General features: G+C 61.6%; 12 protein-coding genes. 6 read left to right on the top strand and 6 right to left on the bottom strand.

Annotated features, from left to right (window positions below; genetic code table 11):
• The first annotated feature begins 211 nt into the window (after nucleotides 1-211).
• Nucleotides 212-1,291, top strand: a complete 1,080-nt coding sequence (locus EPO61_14960) for a DEAD/DEAH box helicase (GenBank protein ID TAJ07449.1) — start codon at nucleotides 212-214, stop codon at nucleotides 1,289-1,291.
• 35 nt (nucleotides 1,292-1,326) lie between these two features.
• On the opposite strand, the gene EPO61_14955 is transcribed toward EPO61_14960, so the two are convergent.
• Nucleotides 1,327-2,295: an acetyl-CoA carboxylase carboxyltransferase subunit alpha gene (locus EPO61_14955; GenBank protein TAJ07257.1), complete on the bottom strand. Its 969-nt coding sequence runs from the start codon at nucleotides 2,293-2,295 to the stop codon at nucleotides 1,327-1,329.
• Nucleotides 2,296-2,338: 43 nt separating this feature from the next.
• Nucleotides 2,339-5,809, bottom strand: a complete 3,471-nt coding sequence (locus EPO61_14950) for a DNA polymerase III subunit alpha (protein ID TAJ07256.1) — start codon at nucleotides 5,807-5,809, stop codon at nucleotides 2,339-2,341.
• A 713-nt stretch (nucleotides 5,810-6,522) separates the two neighbouring features.
• Between EPO61_14950 and EPO61_14945 the strand changes: the two genes are divergently transcribed.
• The 5 genes from EPO61_14945 (at nucleotide 6,523) to EPO61_14925 (ending at nucleotide 12,132) form a co-directional block, all read left to right on the top strand.
• Entirely contained in the window at nucleotides 6,523-7,788 is a 1,266-nt protein-coding gene (locus tag EPO61_14945) for a caspase family protein (protein TAJ07448.1), read from the top strand.
• Between the two features lie 154 nt (nucleotides 7,789-7,942).
• The gene (gene purH, locus EPO61_14940) at nucleotides 7,943-9,496 is read left to right on the top strand and encodes a bifunctional phosphoribosylaminoimidazolecarboxamide formyltransferase/IMP cyclohydrolase (protein ID TAJ07255.1); all 1,554 of its coding nucleotides are present in this window, start codon (nucleotides 7,943-7,945) and stop codon (nucleotides 9,494-9,496) included.
• A gap of 144 nt (nucleotides 9,497-9,640) precedes the next feature.
• On the top strand, nucleotides 9,641-10,918 hold the full coding sequence (gene purD / locus EPO61_14935; GenBank protein TAJ07254.1) for a phosphoribosylamine--glycine ligase: 1,278 nt from the start codon (nucleotides 9,641-9,643) through the stop codon (nucleotides 10,916-10,918).
• Nucleotides 10,806-11,621, top strand: a complete 816-nt coding sequence (locus tag EPO61_14930) for a threonylcarbamoyl-AMP synthase (GenBank protein TAJ07253.1) — start codon at nucleotides 10,806-10,808, stop codon at nucleotides 11,619-11,621. Before purD ends, EPO61_14930 begins: the two co-directional genes overlap by 113 nt.
• Nucleotides 11,622-11,709: 88 nt before the next feature.
• Nucleotides 11,710-12,132 (top strand): hypothetical protein, encoded by a 423-nt coding sequence (locus EPO61_14925; protein ID TAJ07252.1) that lies wholly within the window; start codon nucleotides 11,710-11,712, stop codon nucleotides 12,130-12,132.
• A gap of 9 nt (nucleotides 12,133-12,141) precedes the next feature.
• Here EPO61_14925 and EPO61_14920 read toward each other — a convergent pair whose 3' ends face one another.
• From EPO61_14920 to rsmD, 4 genes are all read right to left on the bottom strand, one after another.
• Entirely contained in the window at nucleotides 12,142-12,558 is a 417-nt protein-coding gene (locus tag EPO61_14920) for a zinc ribbon domain-containing protein (GenBank protein ID TAJ07251.1), read from the bottom strand.
• Nucleotides 12,559-12,746: 188 nt separating this feature from the next.
• Nucleotides 12,747-13,943: a pyridoxal phosphate-dependent aminotransferase gene (locus tag EPO61_14915; protein TAJ07250.1), complete on the bottom strand. Its 1,197-nt coding sequence runs from the start codon at nucleotides 13,941-13,943 to the stop codon at nucleotides 12,747-12,749.
• Nucleotides 13,940-14,428: a pantetheine-phosphate adenylyltransferase gene (locus EPO61_14910; GenBank protein TAJ07249.1), complete on the bottom strand. Its 489-nt coding sequence runs from the start codon at nucleotides 14,426-14,428 to the stop codon at nucleotides 13,940-13,942. Before EPO61_14910 ends, EPO61_14915 begins: the two co-directional genes overlap by 4 nt.
• Complete coding sequence (rsmD, locus tag EPO61_14905) at nucleotides 14,425-14,991, bottom strand: 16S rRNA (guanine(966)-N(2))-methyltransferase RsmD (GenBank protein TAJ07248.1); 567 nt, start codon at nucleotides 14,989-14,991, stop codon at nucleotides 14,425-14,427. Before rsmD ends, EPO61_14910 begins: the two co-directional genes overlap by 4 nt.
• Between the last annotated feature and the right edge of the window lie 500 nt (nucleotides 14,992-15,491).

The raw sequence follows: 15,491 nt of genomic DNA, 5'->3' as shown, positions 1-15,491 counted from the left end.
TGTGGCGGCGGCATGCAGTCAGCAAGAGACACGGGCCGACATCGGGTCCGCGAGAGTTTGGATTCATTCAGAGTGGCTGGTTCACGATCGTTGTCCCGCCTTGCGCCTTCCACTTGTTGACTCCCTGCCCCACGCAGCGACCCCAACTAAAGGATGATGTGTGACCACACCAACGATCCAATCATTTCATGACCTCGGCCTCTCCGCCGCTATGTTGCAGGCGGTGGCCAAGGCCGGATATGCCGAACCGACGGCGATCCAAGCCCGTGCCATTCCCCCGGCCCTGGCCGGGAAAGACGTCATCGGCTGCGCGCAGACCGGCACGGGGAAAACCGCCGCCTTTGCGATTCCGATGATCGAGCGGCTCGCCGGGGGAGAGGGGCCGCGTGCCCTGATCCTGGCTCCGACGCGCGAATTGGCGATGCAAATCCAGAAAACCTTCGAACTGCTCGGGAAAACCCGAGGGGTGTACGCCACCCTGATCGTCGGGGGCGCTGACATGGCCCAGCAGGAGCGGGCGCTCAAGCAGCGGCCGGATGTGCTGGTCGCCACGCCGGGCCGGGTTCTCGACCACATGTGGAGGGGCAATATCAATCTGCTGGCCGTGCAAATCTTCGTCCTCGACGAGGGGGATCGGCTGCTGGACATGGGGTTCGCCCCGCAGATCAACCAGATTCTGGACGCCTTGCCGGAAGAGCGGCAAACCATGCTCTTCTCGGCCACCATGCCGAGCGATGTGGCGGCATTGGCCAAGGCCAGCCTCAAACATCCGGCCCGGATCGAAATCGCACCCAGCGGGACGGTGGCGGCGAGGGCCGAACAACATCTCTTCCATACCAGCCGGGAGCAGAAGACGATCTTGCTGCGCCGGCTGCTGAAGGAAGAGTCCGGTTCAACTCTGGTTTTTACGCGCACGAAGTCGCGGGCCGACCGGCTGGGCAAGATGCTTCAGGCGGACGGGCTTCCCGTGGCGGTGCTGCACGGGGATCGGACGATGGGCCAGCGGCGGGAAGCGCTGGAAGGGTTCAAGCGGGGACGATACCGAGTGTTAGTGGCGACCGACATCATGGCGCGGGGCATTCACGTGACCGGGATCGCCCATGTGATCAACTATGACCTGCCGAACTCGCCCGAGGACTACGTCCACCGCATCGGCCGGACGGCGCGCGTCGAAGCCACGGGCCGGGCCTCCAGCTTCGTGACGCCGGAAGAAAAGGGCCAGCTCCACGCCATCGAGCAATTGTTGGGCACGCGGGTTCCCCTGGGGAAGCATCAGCTCGTCGCGGGTTAAACGGGGGCTCGCATGCGCCTGATCCGGAGTCTGTGTCAGGCAGCCGGGGCGGGTGGATCGGTAAAGACTCCCATTTGCCGGTACTTTTGATCTCGCTGGGCCAATAACTCCTCCACCGGCAGTTCTTCCAACCGAGACAGATGGGTCGTGAGAGCCTTGGCCACTCGTTCCGCCATGGCCTGCGGCTCTCGGTGTGCCCCTCCGGTCGGTTCGGGGAGGATTTCGTCGATGATCTTGAGGGCCGCCAGGTCGCTGGCGGTCATTTTGAGCGCCGCAGCCGCGTCCGGCGCTTTGGCCGGATCGTCCCAGAGAATGGCGGCACAACCCTCCGGCGAAATCACCGAATAGACAGAATGTTCCAACATTAGAACGCGGTCGGTGACACCCAGTGCCAGGGCTCCTCCGCTTCCGCCCTCTCCAATTACCACCGAGACGATCGGCACCCGCAGCCGCGCCATGACCAGCAAATTGCGTGCGATGGCTTCCGCCTGCCCCCGTTCTTCAGCGCCGATGCCTGGGTAGGCACCGGGTGTATCGATAAGCGTCAGGATCGGCCGGCCGAACTTTTCCGCCAGCTTCATGAGACGCAGGGCCTTGCGGTAGCCCTCAGGGTTCGGCATGCCGAAGTTCCGCTGCATCCGTTCCTTCAGTGTCTTGCCTTTTTGGTGGCCGATGACCATGACGGAGCGACCGCCGAATGTCGCCAGGCCGCCCAGGATGGCTTGGTCGTCGGCAAACGCCCGATCTCCATGAAGTTCCACGAAGTCGCGGCAGCAGGCATTGATATAGTCCAGGATCGAAGGTCGCTGGGCGTGGCGGGCAATCTGGGTCCGCTGCCACGGTGTGAGGGAGGCGTAAATCTCCGTCTCGGTCTGGGCCAGCTTGGCCTTCAGCTTGCGGATCTCATCCTGTACCGAGGCGCGACCAGCCGCGGTGCCGGCTAGCTTCTCGATCCGCTCCTCCAGTTCGCGGATCGGCCTTTCAAACTCCAGATAGTCCTTCATGATTTTCTTTTAAGTTATTGTAGTCAAACGATAAATATCGTCTTTACAGTAACGCTACGGTTCCCTTTCCCATCAAGTCTTCCACCTCGGTGACGAACTTCTCGCTCGGCGACACGGTGAGGCTTGGAAGCGGGGCTGTATCCGCCTCCACGTCAGGGTGCAGATGAAACGTCAACGAAATCGCCGCTGGCCCCGGATGCCGGTTCAGGACGGTATAGAGCTGGTGCAAGCGTTGGGCCGTCTCCGGTGCGTCGCCGAGGTGGAGGTGAACCTTCGCCACCGAGCGGGTCTGGAGTTCCGGCAGAGCTTCGATCTTGGTGCCTTTGATCCTGATGCCCTTCTCTGCTCGGTCCACGGTTCCGGTCACTTGGATGATGCTTTCGGCCGTGAGGAGCGGGCCGGCTGCTTGGAAGAGGTTGGGAAACACGATCACTTCCACCAAGCCCTGGGGATCTTCGAGCTGGACGTAGGCCATCCGGTCGCCTTTCTTGGTCGTCAGGCTCTTGATCGTCGTAATGATGCCACAAAGTTTGACTTCTTTGCCATCGGGTGTATCTGCGAGTTTTTCCGTGCTCGTGGTCGCAAACTTGGCGATGGCGGCTTCGTAGCGGGCCAGCGGGTGGGCCGTGATGTAAAACCCGGTCAGTTCCCGTTCGTATTTCAACCGTTGCCCCTGGTCCCATTCCGGCACCTCCGGCAGGCTCTCGTCCACGGGCAGCACGGCCCGGCCCGTCGTGGCGTCCGTTTCCGGCTCCATCGCCGAAAAAATACTGGTCTGTCCGTGTGACGCCGCCCGCTGGGCCGCCGCCGTCTGGTCTACAGTGCGGTCGAGTACGGCGGCCATTTGAGCCCGCCTCGCGCCTGTGGAATCGAAGGCGCCGGCTTTGATCAGGCATTCGATGGTCCGTTTGTTGATTTTTCTCGTATCCACCCGATGGCAGAAATCAAAGAAGGAGGCATAGTGTCCCTGTTTGGTGCGCGCCTCGATAATGGCCTCGATCGGTCCGTCCCCGACGTTCTTGATGGCCGCCAAGCCGAATCGGACACCCTCCGTCGTCACCGAGAAGTCCTTGTCGCTTTCGTTCACGTCCGGCGGCAGGATGCGGATGTCCAGCTCGCGGCATTCGGCGATGTACCGCACCACCTTGTCGGTGTTCCCCATTTCGCTGGTGAGCAGGGCGGCCATGAAGTCGGTCGGGTAATGGGCCTTCAAATAGGCGGTCTGGTAGGTGACCAGTGCATAGGCCGCCGCATGGGACTTGTTGAACCCGTACCCGGCGAATTTTTTGATCAGCTCGAACAGAGTCTGGGCTTTGCTTTCGGAGAGCTTGTGCTGCTTGGCGCCCTCCAGAAACTTGGCCTGGAGTTTGTCCATCTCCTCCTGCTTCTTCTTGCCCATGGCGCGCCGTAAAATATCGGCTTGCCCGAGCGAGAAGCCCGCCATCTTGTTGGCGATCGCCATCACCTGCTCCTGGTACACGATGACCCCATAGGTCTCCTTGAGGATCGGTTCCAGCGCGGGAATGCCGAAGTAGGTGACGGGAATCTTGCCCTGCTTGGCTTTGATGAAGTCGGGGATCAGGTCCATCGGGCCGGGGCGATAGAGGGCGATGATGGCGATGATGTCTTCAAACCGGTCCGGACGGAGCCCGACGAGAAGGTCGCGCATCCCGGCGCTTTCCAGCTGGAAGAGGCCCATGGTCTTGCCGGAAGAGAGGAGGGCGAAGGTCTGGGCGTCGTCCAGAGGCAAGGTCGCCGTCGAGAAGAGCGGCCCCTCTGGCCGTCTGGCGTTGATCAGCCGTTCGGCATGGGCGATCATGGTCAGGGTCTTGAGGCCGAGGAAGTCGAACTTCACCAACCCGATCTTTTCCACGTCCCCCATCGAGTATTGGGTCACGATTTCGTCGTTCGCGCCCTTGTAGAGAGGCACGTGGTCCGTGAGGGGCTCGTCGGAAATGACGACCCCGGCGGCATGGGTGGAGGCATGTCTGGCCAGCCCTTCCAGCGCGCGGGCCGTCTCCATCAGCTCGGCCACCTTCGGGTCGGTCTCCGTCAGCTCCTTCAGGCGCGGTTCCTGTTCCAGGGCCTTGTCCAGGGTCATCTTGAGATCGTCCGGCACCAGCTTGGCGATGCGGTCCACGTCCGCATAGGGCATCTCCAGCACCCGGCCCACGTCCCGGATCGCGGCCTTGGCCTTCATCGTGCCGAACGTGATGATCTGGCAGACGTGGTCCTTGCCGTACTTGTCGATCACATAGTTGATGACCTCGCCCCGGCGATCCATGCAGAAGTCCATGTCGATGTCGGGGAGAGAGATGCGTTCGGGGTTCAGGAACCGCTCGAACAGGAGGCCGTAGGCCAGGGGGTCGAGGTCGGTGATCCGCAGCGCATAGGCGACCAGGCTGCCTGCGGCCGAGCCGCGGCCCGGGCCGACCGGGATGCGGTGGGAGCGGGCATAGTTGATGATGTCCCACACGATCAGGAAATACCCGGCGTAGCCCATCGTCATGATGACGGTCAGTTCCTCGCGCAGACGCAAATCGTAGGCTTCGCGCAATGCACTGGGCGGACGTTCCTTGAGGCGGTCGGCGAGTCCCTGCAGGGAGAGTTTCTCCAGGTAGCTCTCCCGGGTCTCTCCATCCGGAACTTTGTATTGGGGGAGATAGCTCTTGTTCAGCGGCAGGTTCAGGTCGCACTGTTCCGCGATGCGGCAGGTGTTCAGCACGGCGTCCGGCGTCTCGCCGAACTCCGCCACCATCTCATCGGTGGATTTGACGTAGAGCTGGTCCGTGTCGAACTTCATCCGGTTCGGATCGTTCAGCGTCTTACCGGTCTGGAGGCAGAGCATGACGTCGTGCGGCTTGGCGTCGCCCTTGTTCAGGTAGTGGCAGTCATTGGTGCCAGCGAGGGGAATGCCCAGCTTCTTGTGGATCTCCAGCAGCCCTTTATTCGCGATCCGCTGGTGCTCCAGTCCGTTGGCCTGGATCTCCAGGTAGTAATGGTCTTTCCCGAAGATATCCTGGTACTCGCCGGCCGCCTTAGTCGCCCCCTCCAAGTCCTTCTGCCCGATCAGGTAGGCCACTTCGCCGCTCAGACAGCCGGACAAGGCGATCAACCCTTCGTGATGTTCCTTGAGCAGCTCCTTGTCCATGCGCGGCTTGTAATAAAAACCTTCCAGATAGGCCTTGCTCACCAGCTTGATCAGGTTCTGATAGCCCTTGAGGTTGGCCGCAAGCAGGATCAGGTGATAGTAGTCGTTGTTGGCGAGGCCGCTGTCTTTGGTTGTGCGGCTCCCCGGAGCCAGATAGGCCTCACAGCCGATGATCGGTTTCACGCCTCCGGCCTTGGCCTTCTGATAGAACTCGATGGCGCCGAACATGTTCCCGTGGTCCGTGATGGCCACGGCCGGCATGTCGAAACCCTTGACCTGCTGGATCAGCGGGTCAATCTGGTTCGCCCCGTCGAGCAGGCTGTATTGGGTATGGAGGTGCAGGTGAACGAATTGGGCAGGCACGGGGGGTTCCTCAGTGGGGAAATTGTAGTCGCACCCCCCTGGGAAGTCAATGGAAAGGGTAGGGGGGCCGGATGACGAACGACGCGTGCGTTCGATTGCGGCATGATGCGTTGTGGCCGGGTGGTCTGGTGATGCGATTACATTGGCCGCGCCCCTTTATCGGAATAGCGGAACGGGGCGCGGCACTCTGTATGGCTTCCGATAGGCAGTTGCTCGCCATGCCGCTTCTCTCAGCCCGCATTCGTTCCATCCGGCCGGATGAAATGAAGGAGGGCGAGCCCTCGTTGCCGCGACAGATTTTCTGCCGAGACCTGGATCCGTTCATTTGGTGGACAGGCGGCAGAGGTTCTTGCGTTTCCGTTTCAACTTCTCTAGGCTTTGCCCTTGCCACCCCCTCCATCGCTGTGAGGCTGATCATGTTCGACCATACGGAACCATCAGGAAATCCTGTGCCTCGGCTGCGCATCCTGGGAGGCCTCCTGGTCTGTCTCGTAAGTGGGGGCTTGGTCGCTTGTACGTTGCAGCACGGGGTGACCTTCAGGCCGGGCTTTCAGATACCGGCTTCCGGTACCAGCCCCATACCGTTGCGTGCAGGCGTGGTGGTGCCTGAGATATCGGCCATGCCGCCGGTTGTCGTGAGCACGCGCTGTGCATTCGGCGAGACGATCGTGACCGTTCCCTATGATCAGGAATTCAGCCAGCTGGCTTATCAGATGGTTTCGCAGACCTTTCAGTCCGTCGATCTGGTCTCAGATAAAGCAAAAGCGGCGGGGCATTACGATGTCTTGGTGGAGTTCAACCCCCCGAAAGTCGTTCCGGATAGCATATGTCTCATCCAAGTTATCGCGTTCTGGCAAATTTGGCCCTTGTTTTATCCGCCGGAACGATGGACTTACCAGTTGGAAGTCAGTGCCCGCCTGACCGACGGATCCGGGCAAGGGGTTATCGGGGAGGCCGCGTATACGGGCACCGCGCGTTCAGACTACAGCCTGCAGGAGACCTTTGCCGGTGTAATCAGGAACGTGCTGATCAGCATGACGAATGCCCCAAAATTTATTCAGTATGCGCAGGCCATCCGAAGGGCGCCGGCGGTTCAAGCGGTCACGGCGGAGACTCCCGCGTTGCGGTCCGGTCAGATTTCCGTATCCCCACCGGCTGGTCTGGCGGGGGACGTCGAACGGGTCCCCAGTCTGGCGGTTAAGCCGAAGCCCCATGCCTATGCGGTGGTCATTGGCATTGAGCAGTACCGGGAACGCCTTCCCAAGGCGGACTTTGCCGATCGGGACGCGATTCTGATGGGCGAGTATCTGACCAAGGTTCTCGGCTATCCTGAAGAGAATGTCGTGGTGCGGGTCAACGACAAGGCGGCTCGAACGGATATGGAGAAGTATTTCGAGGCCTGGCTGCCGAACAATGTAGAGAAGGACAGCTCCATTTTCATCTATTACTCCGGACATGGCACGCCCAACACAAAGTCCGGCGATGCTTTTCTGGTGCCTTACGATGGCGACCCCACCTTCATCGAGAAAACCGGTTACCCGCTGAAGCGGCTCTATGCAGCACTCGACAAACTGCCGGCTAAGGATATCACCGTTGTGCTGGACTCCTGCTTCTCTGGAGCGGGCGGGCGGTCGGTGCTGGCCCAGGGCGTCAAGCCAATGGTGCTCTCTGTCGAAAACTTCATGGTTGCTGGTGGAAAGACGGTAGTGCTGGCAGCCAGTTCGGGCGATCAGACTTCCAGCGCTTATTCAGAGAAGGGCCATGGCCTGCTGACCTATTTCTTCTTGAAAGGCCTGCAAGGAGCCGGAGATCTCAATAAGGACGGTTCGATTGAGATGGCGGAACTGTTCGAATATGTCAGGCCGCAGGTGCAGCGAGTGGCTCGCAAGCAGTTGAACAACGAACAGACGCCGCAACTCTTGGCCAGTCCTGACCTGCTCCGTAAGGGCGCTGGCCGCTTGGTCGAGCGCGCGCAATAGCCTTTCATTATTCCCTCACGCTGGCCTTTTCCCCTTAAGCTAGGGGGAGGGCAATTCGTTTCATTTGCCTCGTGCTTGCCTTGAAACTTCGGGAAGGTATCTGATATTCTTGCCGCGCTTTTGACGGTGCCAACTGCATCACAAGGGAGAGGACATGGCCGGAATCAAGCGGGCGTTGATCAGTGTCTCGGACAAGACCGGCGTCGTGGAGATGGCCCAGGGGTTGGCCGCGCTGGGCGCGGAAATCCTGTCCACCGGCGGCACGGCCAAGGCGCTGCGGGACGCGGGCGTGGCGGTCACGGACGTGGCCGCCTATACCGGTTCGCCGGAGATTCTGGACGGCCGCGTCAAGACCTTGCATCCCAAGATTCACGGCGGCCTTCTTGGGCGCCGTTCGCTGCCGCAGCACGTCGCGCAGATGCAGCAGCAGGGGATCGGTCCCATCGATGTCGTGGTCGTGAATCTCTATCCCTTTGAGGCCGCGATTGCCAAGCCCGACTGCACCTTTGAGCACGCGATTGAGAACATCGACATCGGTGGGCCGTCGATGCTCCGGTCCGCAGCCAAGAATCACGAAGATGTGGCGGTGGTCGTAGACCCGGCCGACTATGGCCGGGTGTTGGAGGCGCTCAAGGCCGGGACGGTGACCAAGGAACTCCGTCTGGAGTTGGCCGGAAAAGTGTTCCAGCATACGGCCCGCTATGACAGCCTGATTGCCAACTATCTGGCGCAGCAACAGGGAGGGAGCGTTCAGTTCCCGCCGATGTTGTCGCTGGCTTTTGAGAAAGTCGAAACGCTTCGCTACGGGGAGAATCCGCATCAGCAGGGGGCCTTCTACCGTGAGCTGGGCGCCCGCGAGCCGTCTGTGTCTCGTGCCAAGACGCTGCATGGCAAGGCCATGTCCTACAACAACTTCTTGGACGCGAATTCAGCCTTGGAGCTGGTGAAAGAGTTCACCGATTCGACCGCTGTTGTGATTGTGAAACATAACAATCCTTGCGGGGTGGCAGTGGGGGCCAGTCCGGTAGAAGCTTATGTGAAGGCCAGAGAGACCGATCCGGTTTCGGCCTTCGGCGGCGTGATTGCCTTCAATCGACCGGTGGATTTGGCGGCGGCCAAGGAAATTACCTCCACGTTTGTGGAAGTGGTTGTGGCCCCCGGGTATGAAGCGGATGCGCTGACCGAACTGAAGCGCAAGAAAGATTTGCGTTTGCTGGATGTCGGACCGCTGACGTTGTCGACGCGAGACGGGGTGGACTTGAAGAAGTTAGTGGGCGGGCTGATCGTGCAAGACCGGGACCTCGGCGCCCTGGGCGATCTGCGCAAGCTGACGGTGCCGACCAAGCGGAAGCCCACGGATGAGGAGTACGCAGCCTGCGCCTTTGCCTGGAAAGTCTGCAAGCATGTGAAGTCCAACGCCATCATCTATGCGCGGGTGGGACAGACTGTCGGGATCGGGGCCGGACAGATGAGTCGGGTGGATTCCGTTAAGCTGGCCGGCATGAAGGCGGTGTTGCCTGTGAAGGGCTGCGTAATGGCGTCGGATGCCTTTTTCCCCTTCCGGGACGGGCTGGATGCGGCGGCGCAGGCGGGGATCACGGCCGTCATTCAACCGGGCGGATCGATTCGCGACCAGGAAGTGATTGCAGCGGCGGACGAGCATCAGATGGCGATGATTTTGACCGGTATGCGCCACTTCCGCCATTGACGGATGCTGAAAGCGGTTCAAGCGGAGCTTGCTCTGTGCCACCTCGGGCCTCTCACTCCTTGCGGCCTCGTTGGAGAATTTTTTGAGCATCCGGCGTCTTTCTAGCATCCCATCGCAAACAGTTCCTCCCTGTGCGGTTTTCTCATGAAAGTGCTCGTCATCGGTAGCGGGGGACGCGAACATGCCCTCGTGTGGAAGCTTGCCCAGAGCCCGCGGGTGTCTTCCATCGTCTGCGCGCCCGGCAATGCCGGCATCGAACAATTAGCGAAGTGCGTTCCGATCAAGGCGGACGATGTGGCGGCGCTGAAGGCGTTTGTGACGACGGAGCGGATCGATCTGACCGTGGTCGGACCGGAAGCGCCGCTGGCTCTGGGCATTGTGGACGAGTTCCGGAAGGCCAGGCTTCGCATCTTCGGGCCGACCCGTGCGGCCGCGCAGATCGAGGCCAGTAAAAGCTTTACGAAGGACCTGTTGGTCAGGCAGCGCATTCCCACCGCCGCCGCGCGTAGTTTCGATACGCTCAAGCCGGCGCTGGATTATCTGGAGCGACATCCGTTCCCCCTCGTGGTGAAGGCCGACGGGCTTGCGCAGGGTAAGGGCGTTGTCATTGCCACCAGCCGAGAACAGGCGGTGCAGGCTGTGACGGATATGTTGGAAAAAGATGCGTTCGGGCAGGCCGGCCGCCGGGTGGTGATCGAGGAGTTTTTGGACGGCGAGGAATTGACCCTCATGGCCTTCGCCGATGGCAGGACCGTGATACCGATGGTGGGAGCCCAGGACCATAAACGGGTGGGGGATGGCGACACGGGACCCAACACGGGAGGCATGGGGGCCTATGCGCCGGCCCCCTTGGCGACGCCCGCGCTTCGTGAAACGGTGTTACAACGGGTGCTCCGTCCGACGATCGAGGCCCTGTCGAAAATGGGCAGTCCCTTTCAGGGGGTCCTGTATGCCGGCCTCATGATCGTGCGCGGCCAGCCCTATGTTCTGGAGTTCAATGCCCGGTTCGGCGACCCGGAGACGCAGGTGGTGTTGCCGCTCCTGAAAACCGATCTGGTGACGGTGCTGGAAGCGGTGGTCGAACATCGTCTCGACCAACTGCCGATCGAGTGGCATGATCGGGCGGCCGTCTGCGTGGTCATGGCTGCCGGCGGGTATCCCGGGGCCTATGCCACCGGTATGCCGATCACCGGACTCCCGGATGCCCCGTCGGCATCCGACGTCATGGTGTTTCATGCAGGCACGAAGCGGCAAGATGGAACGGTGGTGACTGCCGGAGGCCGGGTGCTGGGTGTGACCGCGACCGGCAATGGGCTGGCAGAAGCCCGCGATCGCGCTTACGGCCAGGCTCGTGCCATTTCGTTCGACGGCTGCCAGTTCCGGTCGGATATCGGAGCCAGGGCGATTCGGCCCACTGTGTGAAGGCCGGCATGCAATGGGACGGAATGGAACATCCGTGGCACGCGTACTGACGTTGACCAGGACCGACCCGTCCGCCATGGGATTGGCGCTGGAGGAGGCGGGCCGCATCGCGCAGGCCGGCGGGGTCTTGGCCGTGCCGACCGAAAGTTTTTATGCGCTCGGCGCTTCGGTCGGCTGTGCTGCAAGGCAAGTGGAAGCGATTGGCCGCGTCTGCCGCATCAAGGGGCGGGGAGACGGCAAGCCCTTGCTGGTGTTGATTGCAGACCATGCCCAGTTGGATTCTCTGGTGGCCTCGGTGCCTCGCGCTGCAACGGTGCTGATGCAGCAGTTCTGGCCTGGTCCGCTGACGATCGTGTTTCCCGCAGCCGAGGGGTTGCCCGATGAGCTGACCGCCGGGACCGGTACGGTGGGGATCCGGCTGTCGGCCTATCCCCTCTTGCAGGAAGTGCTGCGCCGGACCGGTCCTTTGACCGGCACGAGCGCGAACCGATCCGGTGCGCCTCCGGCGAGGACGGCGGAGGAAGTCGACCAGGCCGTGGGGGACGAGGTGGATATGATTCTCGACGGAGGGCCGACGCCGGCGGCGCGGCCCTCGACAGTGGTCGATGTCAGCGGTGCTGTTCGGGTATTGCGGGAAGGGCCGATTGCCTCTGCGCAGATCCTGGCGGTCCTGGCAGAGGCGGGATTGGCGTCGTCCCTGTGAGGAATCGGATGACGCCGTTCGCCCGGGCAGGTATGATGTGAAAGTTCGGCAGGTACGTAACCATTCGGAAAGGAAGGAGTGGACAAGCATGACGTCTGCAATGAGGACCAGTGTGCGGGGACTGGTGTTGGCGGCGGGAATGGCCATGATGCTTACCGGCTGCGACTATTGGCCGCCGGCGCTCCAGGCTCAGATCGAGCAGCTCAAAGCCGAGGTGCAGACGGCGGCCGCGGAACGGGCCAACCTCGACAACCAGCTGAAGGACGCGGTGAAGGCCAAGGAGGAGATTCAGGCGCGACTGGATGAACTGTCACGGTTGAATCGCGAACTGGCCGGCAACATTGCCAACCTCAAGCAAGCCCTGGATGCGGAACGTGAGAAAACCGCCAAGCTGGGCAAGTCCGGTACGAAGGCGGCTCCCAAGGCGGCAGCCAAGCCTGCGCCGGCCCCGGCGAAGAAGAAACCGGCGGCCAAGACTCAGGCGAAGGCCCATGCCAAGAAAAAAGTCTGAGGGAGCGGCCTAAGGCGTCTTGGATGCGCTTGAAGTCGGAGTCGAGGACGACGACGTGCCGGCCGGTTGACTTGATGGGGCGCTGCTGCTCGTTCCGCCCGTTCCGCTGCTGGACGAAGGAGCAGCGGGTGCGCTTTCCGAGGCGCCGGCGGCCGGCGCCGCCGGAGTTGTCATCGCGTCTTTCTTTTGTTCGGATTGGCCGTTCGATGGTTTTCCGGCGGATTCCGATTGTCCGGGCGGCTTCATCTTGTCCGAGTAGTCGGTGACATACCAGCCGGTTCCTTTGAACATGATGGCCGGGGCCGAGATCACCTTGGTGACCGGTTGCCCGCAGCGCGGGCACCCAGTCACCGGCGGGTCGCTCATCTTTTGTTTGATTTCAAAGCGATGTTCGCAGCCCTGACAGACATATTCGTAAATCGGCACGACTCACCTCATCTCTCTCTAGCTTACGCTGCGGAACCGATCCTCTTATTGGTTTGCTGCCGGCGTTGCCGCTGAGATAAGCCCTCGATCCGAAAAAGTCAATCGCTCACGCTCCCTACAGTCTTCTCAGCGGATGCGCACGCATACTCATTGTACCTGTTCTTGGCCCCATTGTGGGAGTCTGACGGTTACGAGGTCAGTTTCTTCAGCGCGGCCTCCATCCGGTCCATGCCGCGCGTGATGGCTTCCATGCTGGTGGCATAGGAGAGGCGGATGTGGGAGGCGCTGCCGAAGGGCTCGCCGGGCACGACCGCGATCTGAGCTTCCTTGAGCAAATAGGCGGCCAAGGCCGCCGGCGTATCAATGGGGGTCTGGCCATGGCGGCGTTGGAGGAGGCCTGCCACGTTGGGAAACGCGTAGAACGCGCCGGCCGGCATGCGGCAGCTCATGCCGGGCATTTTGTTCAGCCGTTCGACCATCAATCGCCGCCGCCGATCAAATTCAACGACCATGAGTCGGGGGAAGGCATCGCCCCCGCGCAGCGCGGCCACGGCGGCCTTCTGCGAGATGGAGGTGGGATTGGATGTGCTTTGGCTTTGAATGTCCGCCATGGCGGTAATCAGCGGCTTGGGGCCGGCCGCATAGCCGATGCGCCAGCCGGTCATCGCGTAGGCTTTGGAGACTCCATTGACGACCACGGTCCTCGCGGCGATCTCGGGGCTCAAGGTGGCGATGCTGATGTGCTTCGCTCCGTCATAGAGAATCTTTTCATAGATCTCGTCGGAAATCACGACGAGATCGTGCCGCAGGGCGATGTCGGCGATATCCTCCAGGGTGGCGCGGTCGTACGTGGCGCCGGTCGGATTGCTGGGGCTGTTGACGATAATCGCCTTGCTCCTGGGTGTCAGGTGCGCCTCCAGCAGTGCCCTGGTGACGGCGTAGCCGGAGGCTTCGCTCGTCTGCACCAACACCGGGGTGGCATCGTTCAGGAGGACTTGATCGCGGTAGGAAACCCAAAAAGGCGAGGGGATGAGGACTTCATCGCCCGCATCGAACAGAGCCTGGGCCAGATTATAGAGGGTATGTTTGGCGCCGCAGGACACCAGAACCTGCGATTTCTCGTACCGCAATCCCTGTTCGGTCTGGAATTTGTCGACGATGGCGCTTTTGAGTTCATCGATCCCGGATGAGGCCGTGTATTTGGTGAACCCGGCCCGGATCGCCGCCTCCGCCGCCGCCTTGACCGGTTCGGGCGTGTCGAAGTCCGGCTCGCCCGAGGCGAAGTCGATGACGTCGAGCCCCTGGGCCGCCATCGCCTTGGCGGTTGCGGTAATGCTGAGCGTCGGCGAGGGGACGATGCGTCCGGCGCGGGCTGCCAGTTTCATGCGGTGGGCCTCCGCAAGCGCTGGCGCAAACGGTCGGCGACTTCGGGATGCACGAAGTCCTTGAGCGAGCCGCCCAGTCCTCCGACTTCCTTGATGATGCTCGAGGTGAGATAGGAATATTCTTCGCTGGGCATGAGGAACACCGTTTCGAAGTTGTTGTCCAGCTTGCGATTGATCAACGCCATCTGAAACTCGTACTCGAAGTCCGCGATGGCCCGCAAGCCGCGAATCACGGCATGAGCGCTGTGCTGTCGGAGGTACTCGACCAGGAGCCCGTCGAAGGCCTCCACCTCCACGTGGGGCAGATTCTTGGTGACCAGCTTTACCATCTCGACGCGCTCGGCCAGGTCGAAGAGCGGCCGTTTGCTGGGGTTCAACGCCACGGCGACGATCACCCGGTCGAAGACCCGCAGGCTCCGCGCGATGATATCCGTGTGGCCGTGGGTGACGGGGTCGAAAGTGCCTGGATAGACCCCGATTTTCATGGGGCGAGGCTCTCTTCCTGCCGAGGGCGGAATAGCGACAACGTTGTGTCTCCATAGCGATAGCGCCGGATGAGGGCCAGCCCATCGACGACCGGTTCGGTCTTCGAGCCGTGTTCCAGCACCAGCGTAGCGGTGGGCTGGAGGCTGGTGTGTTGGCTGAAGACGGACAGCAAGGCGGAGGCGCCCTCGTCGTCATAGGGTGGGTCGGCAAAGATGATGTCGTAGGCCGGTTCCGCTGCAGTCCGGCGCTTGAAAAAAGCCTCGGCTGTGCAGGGGTGGATGGTAGCCTGGGTGCTTAGTCCGCAGAGTTCAAGATTGGCGCGCAGGACGCGCAACGAGGAGGCATGGGGCTCGACAAAGGTGGCGTGCCGGGCCCCTCGACTCAAGGCTTCGATGCCGATCGCGCCGGTGCCGGCATAGAGATCCAAAACCCGTGCTCCTGCGAGGCGGGGGTTGAGGATGGAAAACAGCGCCTCCTTGACGCGGTCGGAGGTGGGGCGCAACCCGGGGCCCTTCGGTCCCATCAGACGCCGTCCTCTCTGCGCACCGGCAATGACCCGCATTTTCTACTCTCCGAAAATGAGTCGTGGCTGACTCTATCACAGCGTTTTTTCATGGGTCAAGGCAACGAAATGGCCGGTCCGCACGTTGGGAAGCGAGGAGAGTGTTCGGCGAACGGATTCCGAGGGGTGGCCGGCCGACCGGCTCATTTTGACGGAGTCGGGCCCAACGCCTATAATTGCTCGGGGTGGAAGGTGACTTGGTGAAGGTAGTACGCGAAAAGCGAGCGAACGGCGGCGGTGGAATCGCGAAGAGGCGCCGAGGCTGAGCCGTACCGGCTCAGCGCGTCGGCACCGGGTGCATGTCCGGGGCTTCTAAGCTCTTCCGCCGATTCGTGGAGATCGTGCGGTCGATGATCGAACCGCAGTTGATGCACTTCCAGGCGTAGAAGATGAGGAAGAAGTCGGAGAAGCGCTCCGACATCATCAACCCGTTGCATTTCGGACATTCCATGTCATCCTCCTGGTCACGGGTGCTGTACTGGGGCGATAAATCAAGCAAA

The sequence above is a fragment of the Nitrospirota bacterium genome (assembly GCA_004296885.1).
GTDB lineage: Bacteria > Nitrospirota > Nitrospiria > Nitrospirales > Nitrospiraceae > SYGV01.
This window is presented reverse-complemented; position numbering and strand designations above follow the sequence as displayed.